Source organism: Roseovarius autotrophicus (assembly GCF_018069895.1).
GTDB lineage: Bacteria > Pseudomonadota > Alphaproteobacteria > Rhodobacterales > Rhodobacteraceae > Roseovarius > Roseovarius autotrophicus.
Genome location: NZ_JAGQDH010000001.1, coordinates 578,145 through 593,268 on the forward strand (window position 1 = coordinate 578,145; position 15,124 = coordinate 593,268).

Consider the following 15,124-nt stretch of genomic DNA (forward strand, 5'->3'; position numbering starts at 1 on the left):
GCGGTTCGGCAAAGCAGACTTGTGACGGCAAACGCAAAAGATTAATCTGAACTGGTCGGTTCAGCGTATTTGATGTATGAGCCGGATGCGAGACCGCGGCGTGGCCGTGGCTCTTATGAGTTGAAAGACCGATTATGCGCTTGTTTCCCGTCCTGATCGCCCTTGTTGTCGCCGCGGCCATCTATGCCTTCGTGTTCGAACGCGAACGGTTTGTCACCATGAGGCCCGCCGACAACGAAACAACCGGGGAAGAAGCCGCAACCGAGCGCGTGATGCGCGTGGTGGTGCTGCGCTCGAAGGCGCGCGAGGTGGATAGCGCGGTGGTGCTGCGCGGGCGCACCGAGGCCGACCGCACGGTGGCGTTGCGCGCCGAGACCTCTGGTCTGGTGATTTCCGAGCCGCACCGCCGGGGGGCATTTGTCGAGCAGGGCGATACGCTGTGCTCGCTCGATCCCGGCGCGCGCAAGGCCGCGCTCGCCGAGGCGCGCGCGCGGCTTGCCGAGACCGAGGCGCGGTTGCCCGAGGCGCACGCCCGCATCGAAGAGGCGCGCGCGGATCTCGAAGAGGCGGAGATCAACTACAACGCCGCCGAAAATCTCGTCGGCTCGGGCTTTGCCTCGCAGACCCGCGTGGCCGCGACCCGCGCCGCGCTGCGCGCCGCAGAGGCCGGGGTGGAGAGCGCGCTCTCGGGCCTTGAATCGGCGCAGGCCAATATCGAAGCCGCCCGTGCGGGCGTCACCGCCGCCGAGGAGGAAATCCGCCGCCTGACCATCAGCGCGCCGTTTTCCGGCGTGCTTGAGACCGACACCGCCGAAATCGGCAGCCTGCTGCAACCCGGTGCGCTCTGCGCCACGGTGCTGCAACTCGACCCGATCATGCTGGTGGGGTTTGTGTCGGAAATGGAGGTGGCGCGCGTGACGCAGGGTGCGCGCGCCACGGCGCGCACCATTTCGGGCCACGAGGTCACCGGAGAGGTAAGCTTTGTCGGGCGCTCGGCCGATCCCGCCACGCGCACCTTCCGCGTGGATATCCGCGTGCCCAACCCCGATCTGACCCTTCGCGATGGCGAGACCGCCGAAATCGGCATCAAGGCCGAGGGGCGCATGGCGCATCTGGTGCCGCAATCGGCGCTGACGCTCGATGACGCGGGCACGCTTGGCGTGCGGCTGGTGGATGAGGACAAGACGGCACGCTTTGCCGCCGTGACGCTCCTGCGCGATACGCCGTCGGGGATCTGGCTGACCGATCTGCCCGAGCGCGCCGACATCATCGTGATCGGTCAGGAATATGTTCGCGACGGCGTGCCGGTCGAGCCGGTCTATCAGGATCTTGGCCAATGACCGGCATCGTCGATTGGGCCGCCTCGCGCGCGCGTATGGTTCTGGCCTTCGTGATGTTGTCGGTCCTTGCGGGCACCATGGCCTATGTCGGCCTGCCCAAGGAGGGCGAACCGGACATCGAGATCCCCGCCCTTTTCATCACCGTGCCCTTCCCCGGCATCTCGGCCGAGGACAGCGAAAAGCTGCTGGTCAAGCCGATGGAGACCGAGCTGAGCGATCTCGACGGGCTCAAGAAGATGACCGGCACGGCGGCCGAGAATTTCGCCGCCGTAGCCCTTGAATTCGAGTTCGGCTGGGACAAGACCAAGATCCTCGCTGATGTGCGTGACGCCATGGACAAGGCCGAGGCCGACTTTCCCGACGGGTTCGAAAAGTTCACCATCAACGAGGTGAATTTCAGCGAGTTTCCCATCATCATCGTCAACCTCTCCGGCCCGGTACCAGAGCGCACCATGTCGCGGCTGGCCAAGGAGTTGCAGGACACGCTCGAAGGGCTCGAGCCGGTTCTGGAGGCGGGCATCGCGGGCAGCCGCGACGAGATGGTCGAGGTGGTGATCGACCCGCTGAAGTTGGAGTCTTACAACGTCACCGCACTCGATCTGATCAACGCGGTGCGCAACAACAACCAGTTGATCGCGGCAGGCGAGGTGGACTCGGCGCAGGGCACCTTCGCGGTCAAGATCCCGGCCTCGTTCGAGGAGACGCGCGACATCTATCGACTGCCGATCAAGACCAATGGCGACCGTATCGTGCGGCTTGGCGATATCGCCACGATCAACCTCACCTTCGAGGACCGGCAGGGCACCGCGCGCTTTGCCGGCGTGTCGACGGTGGCGCTTCAGGTGGTCAAGCGCAAGGGGTTCAACATCATCGACACCGCCGATCTGGTGCGCCGCACCGTGGCCGAGGCAGAAACGCGCTGGCCCGAGGAGTTGCGCGCGGTGGTCTCGGTCGGCACCTCGAACGACCAGTCGCGCACCGTGGGGTCGATGGTCAGCCAGCTGGAAGGCTCGGTGCTGACGGCCATCGCGCTGGTAATGATCGTGACGCTCGCGGCGCTTGGCATCCGGCCCGCGCTTCTGGTGGGCTTCGCCATCCCGACCTCGTTTCTGCTCACCTTCGCGATGCTGGCCGTGATGGGCGTGTCGGTCTCCAATATCGTCATGTTCGGGCTGATCCTGGCCGTCGGGATGCTCGTGGACGGGGCGATCGTGGTGGTGGAATATGCCGACAAGCGCATTGCCGAGGGCGAAGGCCCGATGCACGCCTATGTCGCCGCCGCCAAGCGGATGTTCTGGCCGGTGGTCAGTTCGACCGCGACGACGCTCTGCGCCTTTCTGCCGATGCTGTTCTGGCCCGGCGTGCCGGGGCAATTCATGGGAATGCTGCCGATCACGCTCATTTTCGTGCTCTCGGCCTCGCTCTTGGTGGCGCTGGTCTATCTGCCGGTTCTGGGCGGGGTGACGGGACGGCTCGAACGTTGGTTCAGCACCCGGACCGAGAGCATCGCGGGGGGCTTCTGGCTCTGGCATGTGGCACTTCTGCCTCTGGCGGGAGGTGTGGCCTATCTGGCGGGCAAGACCCTGCCCGCGCTCCAGGCTGGCGTCGTCACACAGTTCGCCGGCATGAACGGGGCGGATATTCTCGGCTCGGTGATACCGTCGCTCGCCACGGTCTTTGCCCTCCTGCTGGCCAGCGTGGCGCTGATCGTCGCGGGCGTGGGAGGGGTGGTGGCGGTGCTTCTGGCGCTGCTGGCGATCCCGCGCCGCTGTGGCAACGGGCTGCACGCGCTTGGCCGCGCGATCCTGCCCAAGCGCAAGCCGCGGGTCGAGGCAGGCTATCGCCGCTCTGCCTTTGGCTGGGTGATCCATGCCATTGTCGGCAACCCGGTCATGCCGCTGGTGGCCTTCGGCGCGGTCTTCGTGCTCGTCGGCACGGTGCTGATGTTCTACATGGGCAACAACCGGGGCACCGAGTTCTTTGTCGAGACCGAGCCGGAGCAGGCCATCGTCTATGTGCGCGGGCGCGGCAACCTCTCGATCACGCAGAAGGATGCGCTGGTGCATCAGGTCGAAGAGATCGTGCGCGCCCATCCCGGCGTCGAGACGGTCTTTGCCTTCGCCGGCGATAGCGGACTGAACAATAACACCGGCGGCGCGCAACCCCCGCGCGACACCATCGGGCAGGTGCAGTTCGAGACGATCCCCTGGGAAAGACGCCCACGGGTCACCGAAACCTGGTTCACCCTGCCCTTCACCAGTATCGCCGTGCGGCGGAACATGATTGACCCTGCCTTTGACGGCAATGCGGTGATCGACGAACTGACCGCCGAACTGGAACATATCCCCGGCATCAAGATCGAGATCCTCGGCCAGTCGCGCGGCCCCGCCTCTGCAAAGCCGGTGCATCTGCGCATTCGTGGCGACGACTGGGACGCGCTCATAGGCTTTACCGAGAAGGCGCGCGCGCAGTTCGACGCGACCGAGGGTCTGCACCAGATCGAGGACACGCTGCCCCTGCCCGGCATCGACTGGCAGATCGACGTGGATGTGGAGCGCGCGGGCCGCTTCGGGGCCGATGTGGCCACGGTGGGCATCATGGTCCAGCTTGTCACGCGCGGCGTTCTGCTCGATACCATGCGCATTCCCGGCAGCGATGACGAGGTGGAAATCCGCGTGCGCCTGCCCCAGAAAGATCGCGTGCTCTCGACGCTCGACGCGCTCAAGGTGACGACGCCCAACGGGCTTGTGCCGCTGTCGAACTTCATCAGCCGCAGGCCCGTGCTGCAGCTTGCCCAGATCGACCGCATCGACCAGACCCGCTTTTTCGACGTGAAGGCCGCGGTGCAGGACGGGCTTACGGCCACCATCCGCGACGCGCAGGGCAATGAGCGGCGCGTGCCACTCACCGCCAATGAGCGGATCGAACGGCTGACTGAATGGCTCGACTCGGGCGTGCTTCCGTCGGGCATCAGCTATGACTGGACCGGCGATGCCGAGGATCAGGCGGAATCGGGTGCGTTCCTGCAAAAGGCGTTTGCCGGCGCCCTTGGGCTGATGTTCATCATCCTGCTTGCGCAGTTCAACAGCGTCTATAACGCGGTTCTGGTGCTTCTCGCGGTGGTGCTTTCGACCACGGGCGTTCTGGTGGGGATGCTGGTGATGAACCAGCCGTTTTCCATCATCATGACCGGGACGGGCATTGTTGCGCTGGCGGGGATCGTGGTGAACAACAACATTGTGCTGATCGACACCTATCAGGAATATGCCCGCTACATGCCGCGCATCGCCGCGATTACCCGCACGGCGCAGGACCGCATCCGCCCGGTGCTTCTGACCACGATCACCACCATGGCGGGGCTTGCACCGATGATGTTCGGCCTCAGCCTGGATTTCGTCAATGGCGGCTACAGTTTCGACAGCCCCACCGCACTGTGGTGGAAGCAGCTGGCAACGGCCGTGGTCTTTGGCCTTGGCATCGCGACGGTGCTGACCCTGGTCTTTACCCCCTCGATGCTGGCGCTCCGGGTCTGGGCCACGACCTATGTGCTATGGATCGCGCGGGCACTTTCGGCGCTGTCGCTGGGACGGTCGAGCGCGGCGGCGCGCGACTGGGCGTTGAGCCGCGCGGCACGCCGGATGCGGCAGGCCGAAATCCTGTGGCCGGACGAGCGCGCGCCCCTGCAAGGCCATGACCCGGCCCCAAGCCAGCCGGCAGAGTCGCCGTCCGGCGCAAAAGACGCCCCACTTCGCGCCGCTGAATAGGCCGACAGGCCCGCCCATGCGCGGACGGATCGCGCCAGAATGGCGTCGAGCCGGAAACAATCAGATCGCGTGGCGGATCTTGGTTTCAAAAACAAGCCACGCCAGCGCCGCCTTCAGCCAGCGGCCATGCACAAGGGCAAACTGCGTGGCCGAGACAGCGTCGCGAAGATACCAGGCAAGACATCGTGCCGCGAAAGATCGTGCGCCGCGCCGCGCATAGAAAGGCGGCGGCACAACGGTATCGCGTCCGCTCAGAACCCCAGACGGTCGCGTATGAAGGCAAGCGCCACCGACAGCCCATCGGGCGCGATACCGTGGGCAGTGCCCTTCATCACATGGGCATAGACATCCTGCCAGCCCGCGCCCTGCAAGGTCTCGGCTGCCTGCGGCAGCGATTGCACCGGAACCACGTCATCGGCATCGCCATGCACCAGAAGGACCGGCGGGCGGCTTTGCACCTCGTCGGCCAGAAGATCGGGCCGCAAGAGCCGCCCGGAAAAGGCCACCACGCCCGCCACCGCATCCTCGCGGCGCGGGGCAACGTGGAGCGCCATCATCGTGCCTTGCGAAAAGCCAAAGATCACCACCTGTTCGGGCAGCAGATCCTCATCCACCATCAGCGCATCGAGAAAGGCATTCAAGTCATCGGCGGCGGCCAGAAGCCCGCGCTCGGCCTCTTCCTCGGAGGAGCCGTCGATCCACGGGATCGGGAACCATTGCAGGCCAAAGGGCATTCCCGGAATGCTCTCGGGCGCGTCGGGGGCCACGAAAAGCGTATCGGGCAGATGCTCGGCCAGCGGATCGGCCAGACCCAGAAGATCGGCGCCATTGGCACCATAGCCATGCAGAAAAACCACCGCCGAGCGCGTCTCGCCCGAGAGCGCCTCCTTGCGTCCTGACTGCAACACCCGTGTCATGCGATCCCTTCCCTGTCCTTGGCCACCCGGTAATAGGCCCAGAGCACGCGCGCCGCAACCGACCGCCACGGCGCCCACGCCTCGGCCATCACGCGAAAGGCCGCCGGTTTCGGGCGCTCGGGCAGATCATAGAGCAGCCGCGCCGATTCCTGCAGCGCCAGATCGCCGGGGGCGAAGACATCGGCACGGCCAAGGCTGAACATGGCATAGATCTCGGCGGTCCAGGTGCCGATGCCGGGGATTTCCGTGAGCGTGGTGATGACCGCCTCGGTGGGCGTGCTGCGCAGGCCCGCGTAATCGAGATCGGCTCCGGCCAGCGCGCGCAGGTAACGCACCTTCTGACGGCTGAGACCGGCGGCGCGCAAGTTCTCTTCGTCGCTGAGGGCGATGGCCTGCGGCGTGACCAGCCCCGCCGCGCGCATCCGCCCGAGAATTGCGTCGGCGGCGGCAACGCTCACCTGCTGGCTGACGATCGCGCCCAGAAGCGCCTCGAACCCGTCCCCGCGCCAGCGCAGCGGCACCTCCTCCACCAAAGAGATCGCGTGCGCCATGCGCGGGCAGATGCGCGCCAGATGCGCCGTGCCCTCGGCGATGCCCGCCGTGTCGGTGATGACCCGTTCGTCCATGGCCTCACCCTAGCGGCTTGCAGGCCCGCGCGCCATGGGTGCTGGCCAAACCGCGCCCGCCCTGCCATATCTGCGCCGCGAACAATCACGGAGCCGCCCATGACCCGCCTCATCACCGCCCTGTCAGAGATTGCCCAAGGCTACGACGCGCTCTTTGTCGATCTCTGGGGATGCGTGCATGACGGGGTGCGCGCCCTGCCCGAGGCCTGCGCCGCGCTCAGCGCCTATCGCAAGGGCGGCGGCGCGGTGGTGCTCGTCACCAACTCGCCCCGCCCGCGCGGCGACGTGGAGCGACAGTTGCGCCATTTCGGCGTGCCCGACGACGCCTGGGACACCATCGCCACCTCAGGCGACAGCGCGCGGGCGGCCATGTTCACAGGCGCGGTCGGTCGCCGCGTCTGGTTCATCGGACAGCCGCAGGAGGTGATCTTTTTCGACCCGATCAAGGTGGTGGAAAATCCGGTCGAGATCACCCGCGTCGCGCTTGACGAGGCCGAGGGGATCGTCTGCACCGGCCCGTTCGATCCGATGGCCGACCCCGAGGTGATGCGCCCGCAGTTTCTTGCCGCCAAGACGCGCGGTCTGAAACTTCTGTGCGCCAATCCCGATATCGTGGTGGACCGGGGCGAAGTGCGCGAATGGTGCGCGGGGGCGCTGGCGCGGCTCTATACGGAAATGGGGGGCGAGAGCCTTTATTTCGGCAAGCCGCATCCGCCGATCTATGACCTTGCCCGCCGCCGTCTTGCCGCCCTTGGCCGCGATGTGGAAGAGGCGCGCATCCTCGCCATCGGCGACGGCGCACAGACCGACATTCGCGGTGCCATGGGCGAAGATGTCGATTCCCTTTTCATTACCGGCGGGCTCGCCGCGAAAGAGACCAGAACATCACAGCACCCCGACGAGACGGCGCTAAGAACCTATATAAAAAAGGAAATGATCGCGCCGACCTATGCCATCGGGTATCTGCGCTAGGCTGGAATCGGGATCTCCTCTGCCTCAAGCGGACGCTCGGGCGCGCGTGCCGGTGCGACAAGTTGGTCGGAATTCAGGGCTTGATTTTTCTGCATCTGCAAAGTAATAAAATTCCAACACGAGGCCGTCTCACGCCTCAAAATTACGCACCGGATCAATCGGAGGGGCGAATGTTGGACAATATGCCGCGCGGCACGATCTGTATCGAGGATATCGAGATGGGCATGGTGCGCCATCTGCGAAAGGTCGTGACCGACCGCGATATCGAGATGTTCGCCGAGGTCTCGACCGACCGCAACCCGGTGCATCTCGATGACGATTACGCACAGGATACCATCTTCGAGGGGCGCATCGCCCACGGGATGTTGACCGCCGGTCTCATCTCGGCGGTGATCGGCGAGCAACTGCCCGGTCACGGCACGGTCTACATGGGCCAGACGCTCAAGTTCCTCGCCCCCGTACGCCCTGGCGACATGGTTCATGCCGAGGTCGAGGTGGTGGGCATCGACCACGCCAAGCGCCGCGTGCAGCTCGATTGCCGCTGTCTGGTCAATGGCAAAAAAGTGCTGATCGGTGAGGCCACGGTGCTCGCGCCGTCGCGCAAGTTCGACTGAGTTCCGATCCTTAGCCGCCGGAGAGCGCGGTCCCGCGTCCCCTCTTGACAGTCATTTTGGCACGGCGTGACGGGTGCGGCTGGCCTGTTGCTGACGTTTGAGTTGAGCACCCATGCGCGGAATCAAGGCGCAGAACGCGCCGCCGCGCAGCGCCCGCCCGAGCGGCGGTCGGGCGCTTCGCTGCGGCATCCAACCTCCGCTTCAGGCCAGTCGCGTCGCCTGTGACCCCTTGCACAGGATACCGCCGCGCCGCATGGTTCGCGCATGTGTTCAGTTCCGACATGGGGCCTTGTCGCCACGATCAAGGCCCCGGCCCGCGACATCCTCAATTTCGCCGCCCATCACCTCGATCTGGGCGCGCATCGGGTGCATGTCTATCTCGACGCCCCCGAACCGGAGGCCGAAGCGGCGCTTGCGGCGCATCCGAAATGCCGGGTGACCCTGTGCGATAACGCCTATTGGCAGCGCCGCCGCCGCAAGGGCCGGCCCGAGGCGCATCAACCGCGCCAGAGCATCAACGCAACGCATTGCCTGAACCGCCGCCCGGATGTCGATTGGCTGGCGCATATCGACGTGGACGAGTTCCTGTGGCCCGAGACGCCCCTGCCCTGCCAACTCGCGGCGCTGCCCGACGACGTGCTGAGCGCGCGCGTGCGCCCGATCGAGGCACTGGCCCCCGATCCGCACGATCCGCCCCCCGAAGGCACGCCCTGGTTCAAATCCTGCGCGCGGCTCAAGGGGGTGCGCGCCGAAGAGACGGCGGCGATCTACCCGACCTTCGGCGCGCATCTCAATGGCGGCTTCCTCAGCCATGTTGCGGGCAAGGTCTTCGTGCGCACCGGGGTGCCGGGGGTGAGCCTGCGCATCCACAACGCCTTTCGCGGCAAGGAAATGGATGACAGCCCGCCAGAACTGACCGAAACCCGTCTGTGCCATTTCCACGCCCATGATTGGGAAGACTGGCGCGCGCGCCTGCGCTATCGCCACGCGATCGGCGCTTATCGCCCGGAAATCAAACCCGCAGGCAAGGGTGGGTTGCCGATCCACGATCTTCTGGCGAAGATCGAGGCCGAGGGCGGAGAGCCGGCGCTGCGTGCCTTCTTCACTGAGGTCTGCACCGCCACGCCCGCCTTGCGCGCGCGCCTCAAGGTTCACGGCCACCTCCATGCCATCGCGCTTGATCTCGACGCCAAGCGCGCTCGCCACTTCTCCGATGCGCGCTGAGGCACCCCGCATTGACCCCTCGCGCCTGTTGCTGTAAGGCGGGCGCAGCGGGCGGCCCGGACGGGGCTGGTTGCGCAATGGTTGCGCACGCCTATGACTGATGCGCGGGCCAAGACCAGTGTCCGCAAAAGCGGATACACATGACCACATTCAGCGATCTGAACCTCAATCCCAAAGTTCTCAAGGCCGTCGAAGAGGCCGGATACATTACGCCCACGCCCATTCAGGCCGATGCCATCCCGCCCGCTCTCGAAGGGCGCGACGTGCTGGGCATTGCCCAGACCGGCACCGGCAAGACCGCAGGCTTTACCCTGCCGATGCTGTCTCTTCTGGCGCGCGGGCGCGCGCGCGCGCGGATGCCGCGCAGCCTTGTGCTGTGCCCCACGCGCGAACTGGCGGCGCAGGTGGCCGAGAATTTCGACACCTATTCCAAGTACCTGAAACTGACCAAGGCGCTCCTGATCGGCGGCGTCAGCTTCAAGGAACAGGACAAGCTCATCGACAAGGGCGTGGATGTGCTCATCGCCACACCCGGCCGCCTGCTCGATCATTTCGAGCGCGGCAAGCTGCTCCTGACCGGTGTTCAGATCATGGTGGTGGATGAGGCCGACCGGATGCTCGACATGGGCTTCATCCCCGATATCGAGCGGATTTTCAGCCTCACACCCTTCACCCGGCAGACGCTCTTTTTCTCGGCCACCATGGCCCCCGAGATCGAGCGGATCACCAATACCTTCCTCACCTCTCCGGCACGGATCGAGGTGGCGCGGCAGGCCACGGCGTCAGAGACCATCGACCAACATGCGGTGATGATCAAACCCTCACGCCGCGACAAGGCAGATGCCGAGAAACGCGCCGTTCTGCGCGCGCTGATCGACGCCGAAGGCGACGCCTGCACCAACGCCATCGTCTTTTGCAACCGCAAGGTCGATGTGGATATCGTGGCGAAATCGCTCAAGAAATACGGCTATGATGCCGCCCCCATCCATGGCGATCTCGACCAGAGCCAGCGCACGCGCACGCTCGACGCGTTCCGGGCGGGCGAGTTGAAGATTCTCGTGGCGTCGGACGTGGCCGCGCGCGGGCTCGACGTGCCTGCGGTCAGCCATGTCTACAATTTCGACGTGCCGGGCCACCCCGAGGATTACGTGCACCGCATCGGGCGCACGGGCCGCGCCGGCCGTTCGGGCAAGGCACTCACCATCTGCAATCCGCGCGACGAAAAGGCGCTTGCCGCCGTCGAAGCGCTGATCCAGAAAGAGATCGCGCGTCTGCCAGACCCGACCGCTGGCATCGCCCGCGCCCCCGAAAGCGATCACGACGAGACACCCGAGCGCGCGCCGCGCTCAGGCCGGAGCCGATCGCGGAGCCGTGGCGGCGCGCCCAAGGATGCGCCCCCCGTCGAACCGGCCACCACCCCCGAGCCGCGCCCGCAAGAGCGCATCGAAGAGCGCGCGCAAGAGCGCACAGAGCCGCGCCGCGAGAGCCGAAACCCGCGCCGTGACGACACCGGCCCAAGGGTCGTCGGCATGGGCGATCACCTGCCCGGCTTCATCGCGCTCAGCTTCGAGGAACGCCGCGCAGGCTGAGCACTGCGGCGGAAAATGGCGTGACGGGTCGCAGCGTTCCGCCGCGACCCGCCTCAGAAAACCTTCACCATTGCGGACGCTCACGCTCTGGCACCCATGCGCGGGACAAGGCGCACAACATCATCTTCAGGCCAGCACCGCGCTCTTGTCTCCACACGCTCACCGCCCCCGCAACCGCAACCGCAGGGCCGCATGGCACACCCGGCGCTACCGCGCAATCACGATATCGGCGCAAAGCCCGCCCAGTCGCTCGCTGTCGCCCAGCCGCAGCGTGCCGCCATGGGCGCGCGCCACGTCGATCACGATCGAAAGACCAAGGCCAACGCCCGTGCCCCGGTTCTGGTTGCGCGCGGGCTCCAGCCGCGTGAAGGGGCGCAACGCCTCCTCCCGGCTTTCGAGCGGGATGCCCGGCCCGTCATCCTCGACCCGGATGCGCAGCACCTTCGACCCCAGCCAGACCGAGACCTCGGCCCTTGTGCCATAGCGCACGGCATTGGTGATGAGGTTCTCCACCGCGCGTCGGATGGCAAGGGGGCGCAACGCCACCTCGCCTGCGCCTTCCGTCTCGCTCAGCACCACATCGACCGCCGAGCGCCGCATGTCCGCGACCACCTGGCGCACAAGCGCCACCGGATCGACCGGCTCGGGCTCGCCTTCCTGCGCGCCCCGTGCGAAATCAAGGAACCCATCCAGCAGTCGCTGCATGTCATCGACATCGCGCAACATCGGCGCCGCCTCTGCCTCGTCGATCATGGCCAGCCCCAGCCGAAGCCGCGTGAGCGGTGTGCGCATGTCATGGCTTACCCCAGACAGCATCAGCGTGCGCTGCTCGATCTGCCGCTCTATCCGCGCGCGCATCTCGACAAAGGCGCGCCCCGCCGCCCGCACCTCGGTCGCGCCCTTGGGCCGGTAAGGCATATGGCTGCCGCGCCCGAAAGCCTCTGCCGCTTCGGCCAGTTCCGTGATGGGACGCAATTGCGCGCGCAGGTAGACAAAGGAGATGAGCGTCATCAGCCCCCCCGCCACCATCAGGTTGACGAAAAGCAGATGCGGACGGCGCGCCGAGACATGGCGGCGGCCGATGGTCATTTCCATCACCCCGTCCGCACGCGAAAAATAGAGGACCACATCGCGGTCGTTGCGAAGCACCACCCGCTCCAGATCGGGAAACAGCTCGCGCATTTCCTGGATGATGATGCTCCCCGTGAAATCATACCATCGCCGCATGTCCCGAACCGGCAGCGCCGTGTCAGGCAACGTGGCGATGGAGATCCCGAGTGCCTCGGCCAGTCCTTCGTCGCCGGTTTCGTGCAGCACGCGAATCTCGCGCGCCACGGTCTCGACCATCTGCTCGGTCACTCCCTCGAAATGGCGCTGCACGAACACCACCGAGACCACCACCAAAAGTGTCACCACCGGCACGAGCAGGCTCAGCACGGTGCGCCCGACAAGACCATGGGGCAGATAGGGTTTGAGCCATCGAAGCATCATGATTAAATCTACGCTGGCAAAGACGCGGAAGGAAGAGCGATGCAGGCCAGCGCAGAAATGCCACCCCCCGTGGGCGTGGCCCGAGAGATGGGCAACGCGATCCGTGCAATCCTTGCCCCGAATCCCTCTCCCATGACCCATTGGGGCACGAATACATACCTGCTGGGCACCCGGCGCCTTGCCGTGATCGACCCCGGCCCCGACGATCCGGCGCATCTTGCCGCGATCCTGCGCGCGCTCGAACCCGGCCAGAGCATCAGCCACATCCTCGTGACGCATGCCCATCTCGACCATTCCCCGCTTGCCGCGCGGATTTCCGGAGAAACCGGCGCGCCGGTGATGGCCTATGGCGATGCCGAGGCGGGGCGCAGCGCGGTGATGGCGCAGCTTGCCGAGGCGGGCGGGATCGGTGGTGGCGAGGGCGTGGACACCGATTTTACACCCGATCTGTTGCTCTGCGACGGCGAGACGGTAACGGGCGACGACTGGCAGATCACGGCCCACTGGACGCCGGGGCATTTCGGCAATCACCTCAGCTTTCAGTGGGGCGGCGACGTGTTCAGCGGCGATCTGGTGATGGGCTGGGCAAGCACGCTCATTTCGCCGCCCGACGGCGACCTGACCCAGTTCCACGCCTCCTGTGCGCGGCTTGGCGGATTGCAGGCGACACGTCTTCTGCCCGGCCACGGCGCACCGGTCGCGAACCCGGCCGCGCGCATCGACTGGCTGCGCGGCCACCGCGACACGCGTGAAAGAGCGATCCTTGGGGCGCTCACCGACGGGCCCGCCGATGCACACACCCTCGCGGCGCGAATCTACAGCGACACCTCCCCCGCCCTGCTACCCGCCGCCGCCCGCAACGTCCTCGCCCATCTGCTTGACCTCATGCAGAAATCCAGGGTGACCCCCCTCCACCCCCTGCGCCCGGACTGCGCCTTTTCCCTCATGTCCGACCCCGAAACCCACCGGTGAAGTTTTGTCACAAACCCTCTGGACCTCCTGCCAGAGCGTTGCTATACGGCCCTCGTGTTCCGGCGTAGCTCAGCGGTAGAGCAGTTGACTGTTAATCAATTGGTCGTAGGTTCGATCCCTACCGCCGGAGCCAATTTCATCTAGCCATGCCCTTGAAGTCCTTATAAATAAGGGCTTCCCGGACCCCCGAGGCCTACATTTGGGGCTACATTGGGGATACATCTAAGGATGGCGCTAGTAATGAAACTTCCGAACATCGTCTTTAACAAGGGCCGCCTCGTATATCGTCGTCGCATACCTGTTGACCTCACACACCTATACCCGCGCACCTTCTTCGAGACGCGCCTTCGCACTCAAGAGCATGGGCCTGCGTTGGTGTCTGAACACTCTGCGCTACAGAGTGCATTTCAACGGATGTGCGAGGATGCCCGCTCAGGAGTTCCCGAAGCTATTGGGAATCAAGGAATCGCTCGTTATCAGAAGGCAGCTTGGGCCTCGCTCGATGACCCGCGAACCGAACGCGAGAAATGGGACGACTATCGCAAGGAGGCGGAAGCGCTGGTCAGGTCCGTTCGAAGCCTCTCAGGTGCGACTGAGGAGGAAGACGGTGGGGACCACGAGCGGCGTGAGATTGTGGCCGACGAACTTGAACGCATCGGGGCACCCACCCTTCTATACCGGGCAGTCACCCAGCCCGATGCCACGCCCCCCAAAGCCACCCTCGCTGATGCCGCCAGAGTCTACAAGGCGGAGCAACTGGGCGAAAATCCGAAGAAGTCTGCGAGGAACACCTTTAACAAGATCAAACGTCGACTAGAGGCGTCGCTAGGGCCACTCGATATGCTGGCGCTAGAAGACCTCAAACGAGAACACGCTAAGAAGGTGCGAGATGATCTGCTAAAAGCCCCCAAAACCGGCGGGGGAACGCTATCCATTGGCTCCGTGCAGCGCGAAATCAACTCGATCAAGGCCATGATCAGTGTCGGCATTCGAGAGCATGATCTCAAAGGCAAGGCCTTCAATCCCTTCTCCGAGTTGTCCATGCCAGCATCCGCAAAGATAGTAGCGAAGTCTGAATGGGAGGAACGTGACCCCCTGCCCGACGATATCTTGCTCGCCGTGCGTCACCGCGTTTTGACCCGCACTCGAGTCCCGGAGCTACGTTTGATCTGGCGGCTACTCCAAGCCACTGGTTGCCGTGGGGCGGAAATCACCGGCCTTCAGGTTGACGATGTGGTTCTTGATCATGCCATTCCTCACCTTTGGGTCCGTTGGAACGATGAGCGACAGTTAAAAACCAAGACGTCCGTGCGCCCCATTCCGCTTATCGGTGATGGTCTAGAAGCTGCAAAGGCAGCGCTAGAAATTGCAAGAAAGGCTCGCAGAAACGCGCCAGCCCTGTTCCCGAAGTATGCCACCGAACGTGGCCCGGATGCTGTTTCTGGAGCGCTCATGAATCATTTGCGAAACGAGACCACCAATCCCCGCTGTCAACGCCGGAGTAAAATTGGGCCACGGGGCGGCGCAAAACTAGGCCACCTGGGGTTTCTGCGGGGCGCGCGTGGCGGGCGGCGGCCAGTCAGCCGCGCTCTCCATGTAGCTGGCGGGTGACTGG

General features: G+C 65.1%; 11 protein-coding genes and 1 tRNA gene. 9 read left to right on the forward strand and 3 right to left on the reverse strand.

Annotated elements, in window-relative coordinates; all coding sequences use genetic code 11:
- Positions 1 to 134: 134 nt before the first annotated feature.
- Both KAK09_RS02955 and KAK09_RS02960 read left to right on the forward strand, forming a co-directional pair.
- Entirely contained in the window at positions 135 to 1,340 is a 1,206-nt protein-coding gene (locus KAK09_RS02955) for an efflux RND transporter periplasmic adaptor subunit (protein ID WP_210877323.1), read from the forward strand.
- Positions 1,337 to 5,104 carry an efflux RND transporter permease subunit gene (locus KAK09_RS02960; protein ID WP_210877324.1) on the forward strand — a complete coding sequence of 1,256 codons (3,768 nt, stop codon included), beginning with the start codon at positions 1,337 to 1,339 and terminating at the stop codon, positions 5,102 to 5,104. The genes KAK09_RS02955 and KAK09_RS02960 overlap by 4 nt, the downstream gene beginning before the upstream one ends.
- Positions 5,105 to 5,355: 251 nt before the next feature.
- Here the strand turns inward: KAK09_RS02960 and KAK09_RS02965 are convergent, their stop codons facing one another.
- The gene (locus KAK09_RS02965; protein WP_210877325.1) at positions 5,356 to 6,021 is read right to left on the reverse strand and encodes an alpha/beta hydrolase; all 666 of its coding nucleotides are present in this window, start codon (positions 6,019 to 6,021) and stop codon (positions 5,356 to 5,358) included.
- Positions 6,018 to 6,647 carry a DNA-3-methyladenine glycosylase family protein gene (locus tag KAK09_RS02970; protein WP_210877326.1) on the reverse strand — a complete coding sequence of 210 codons (630 nt, stop codon included), beginning with the start codon at positions 6,645 to 6,647 and terminating at the stop codon, positions 6,018 to 6,020. Before KAK09_RS02970 ends, KAK09_RS02965 begins: the two co-directional genes overlap by 4 nt.
- 99 nt (positions 6,648 to 6,746) lie before the next feature.
- Here KAK09_RS02970 and KAK09_RS02975 point away from each other — a divergent pair, with 99 nt between their 5' ends.
- The 4 genes from KAK09_RS02975 to KAK09_RS02990 all read left to right on the forward strand — a co-directional run bounded on the left by KAK09_RS02975 (position 6,747) and on the right by KAK09_RS02990 (position 11,046).
- Complete coding sequence (locus tag KAK09_RS02975) at positions 6,747 to 7,619, forward strand: TIGR01459 family HAD-type hydrolase (protein ID WP_210877327.1); 873 nt, start codon at positions 6,747 to 6,749, stop codon at positions 7,617 to 7,619.
- Positions 7,620 to 7,789: 170 nt separating this feature from the next.
- The gene (locus KAK09_RS02980; protein WP_210877328.1) at positions 7,790 to 8,233 is read left to right on the forward strand and encodes a MaoC family dehydratase; all 444 of its coding nucleotides are present in this window, start codon (positions 7,790 to 7,792) and stop codon (positions 8,231 to 8,233) included.
- 264 nt (positions 8,234 to 8,497) lie between these two features.
- Positions 8,498 to 9,457, forward strand: a complete 960-nt coding sequence (locus KAK09_RS02985; RefSeq protein ID WP_210877329.1) for a glycosyltransferase family 2 protein — start codon at positions 8,498 to 8,500, stop codon at positions 9,455 to 9,457.
- A gap of 140 nt (positions 9,458 to 9,597) precedes the next feature.
- Complete coding sequence (locus tag KAK09_RS02990; RefSeq protein ID WP_210877330.1) at positions 9,598 to 11,046, forward strand: DEAD/DEAH box helicase; 1,449 nt, start codon at positions 9,598 to 9,600, stop codon at positions 11,044 to 11,046.
- Between the two features lie 207 nt (positions 11,047 to 11,253).
- Here KAK09_RS02990 and KAK09_RS02995 read toward each other — a convergent pair whose 3' ends face one another.
- Positions 11,254 to 12,537, reverse strand: a complete 1,284-nt coding sequence (locus tag KAK09_RS02995) for an ATP-binding protein (RefSeq protein WP_210877331.1) — start codon at positions 12,535 to 12,537, stop codon at positions 11,254 to 11,256.
- A 39-nt stretch (positions 12,538 to 12,576) separates the two neighbouring features.
- On the opposite strand from KAK09_RS02995, the gene KAK09_RS03000 reads away from it, so the two are divergent.
- From KAK09_RS03000 to KAK09_RS03010, 3 genes are all read left to right on the forward strand, one after another.
- Complete coding sequence (locus KAK09_RS03000; protein WP_210877332.1) at positions 12,577 to 13,509, forward strand: MBL fold metallo-hydrolase; 933 nt, start codon at positions 12,577 to 12,579, stop codon at positions 13,507 to 13,509.
- A gap of 58 nt (positions 13,510 to 13,567) precedes the next feature.
- Positions 13,568 to 13,642: transfer RNA gene (locus tag KAK09_RS03005), tRNA-Asn, on the forward strand.
- A gap of 107 nt (positions 13,643 to 13,749) precedes the next feature.
- A complete protein-coding gene (locus tag KAK09_RS03010) occupies positions 13,750 to 15,120 on the forward strand; it encodes a hypothetical protein (protein ID WP_210877333.1) in 1,371 nt (456 codons plus the stop codon).
- Positions 15,121 to 15,124: the final 4 nt, after the last annotated feature.

Bases quoted from the DNA above. Each gene is read 5' to 3' on its own strand.
- KAK09_RS02975 (WP_210877327.1), top strand. From the start codon at position 6,747: ATGACCCGCCTCATCACCGCCCTGTCAGAGATTGCCCAAGGCTACGAC.
- KAK09_RS02960 (WP_210877324.1), top strand. From the start codon at position 1,337: ATGACCGGCATCGTCGATTGGGCCGCCTCGCGCGCGCGTATGGTTCTG.
- KAK09_RS02965 (WP_210877325.1), bottom strand. From the start codon at position 6,021: ATGACACGGGTGTTGCAGTCAGGACGCAAGGAGGCGCTCTCGGGCGAG.
- KAK09_RS02995 (WP_210877331.1), bottom strand. From the start codon at position 12,537: ATGATGCTTCGATGGCTCAAACCCTATCTGCCCCATGGTCTTGTCGGG.
- KAK09_RS02970 (WP_210877326.1), bottom strand. From the start codon at position 6,647: ATGGACGAACGGGTCATCACCGACACGGCGGGCATCGCCGAGGGCACG.
- KAK09_RS02980 (WP_210877328.1), top strand. From the start codon at position 7,790: ATGTTGGACAATATGCCGCGCGGCACGATCTGTATCGAGGATATCGAG.
- KAK09_RS02985 (WP_210877329.1), top strand. From the start codon at position 8,498: ATGTGTTCAGTTCCGACATGGGGCCTTGTCGCCACGATCAAGGCCCCG.
- KAK09_RS03000 (WP_210877332.1), top strand. From the start codon at position 12,577: ATGCAGGCCAGCGCAGAAATGCCACCCCCCGTGGGCGTGGCCCGAGAG.
- KAK09_RS02955 (WP_210877323.1), top strand. From the start codon at position 135: ATGCGCTTGTTTCCCGTCCTGATCGCCCTTGTTGTCGCCGCGGCCATC.
- KAK09_RS03010 (WP_210877333.1), top strand. From the start codon at position 13,750: ATGAAACTTCCGAACATCGTCTTTAACAAGGGCCGCCTCGTATATCGT.
- KAK09_RS02990 (WP_210877330.1), top strand. From the start codon at position 9,598: ATGACCACATTCAGCGATCTGAACCTCAATCCCAAAGTTCTCAAGGCC.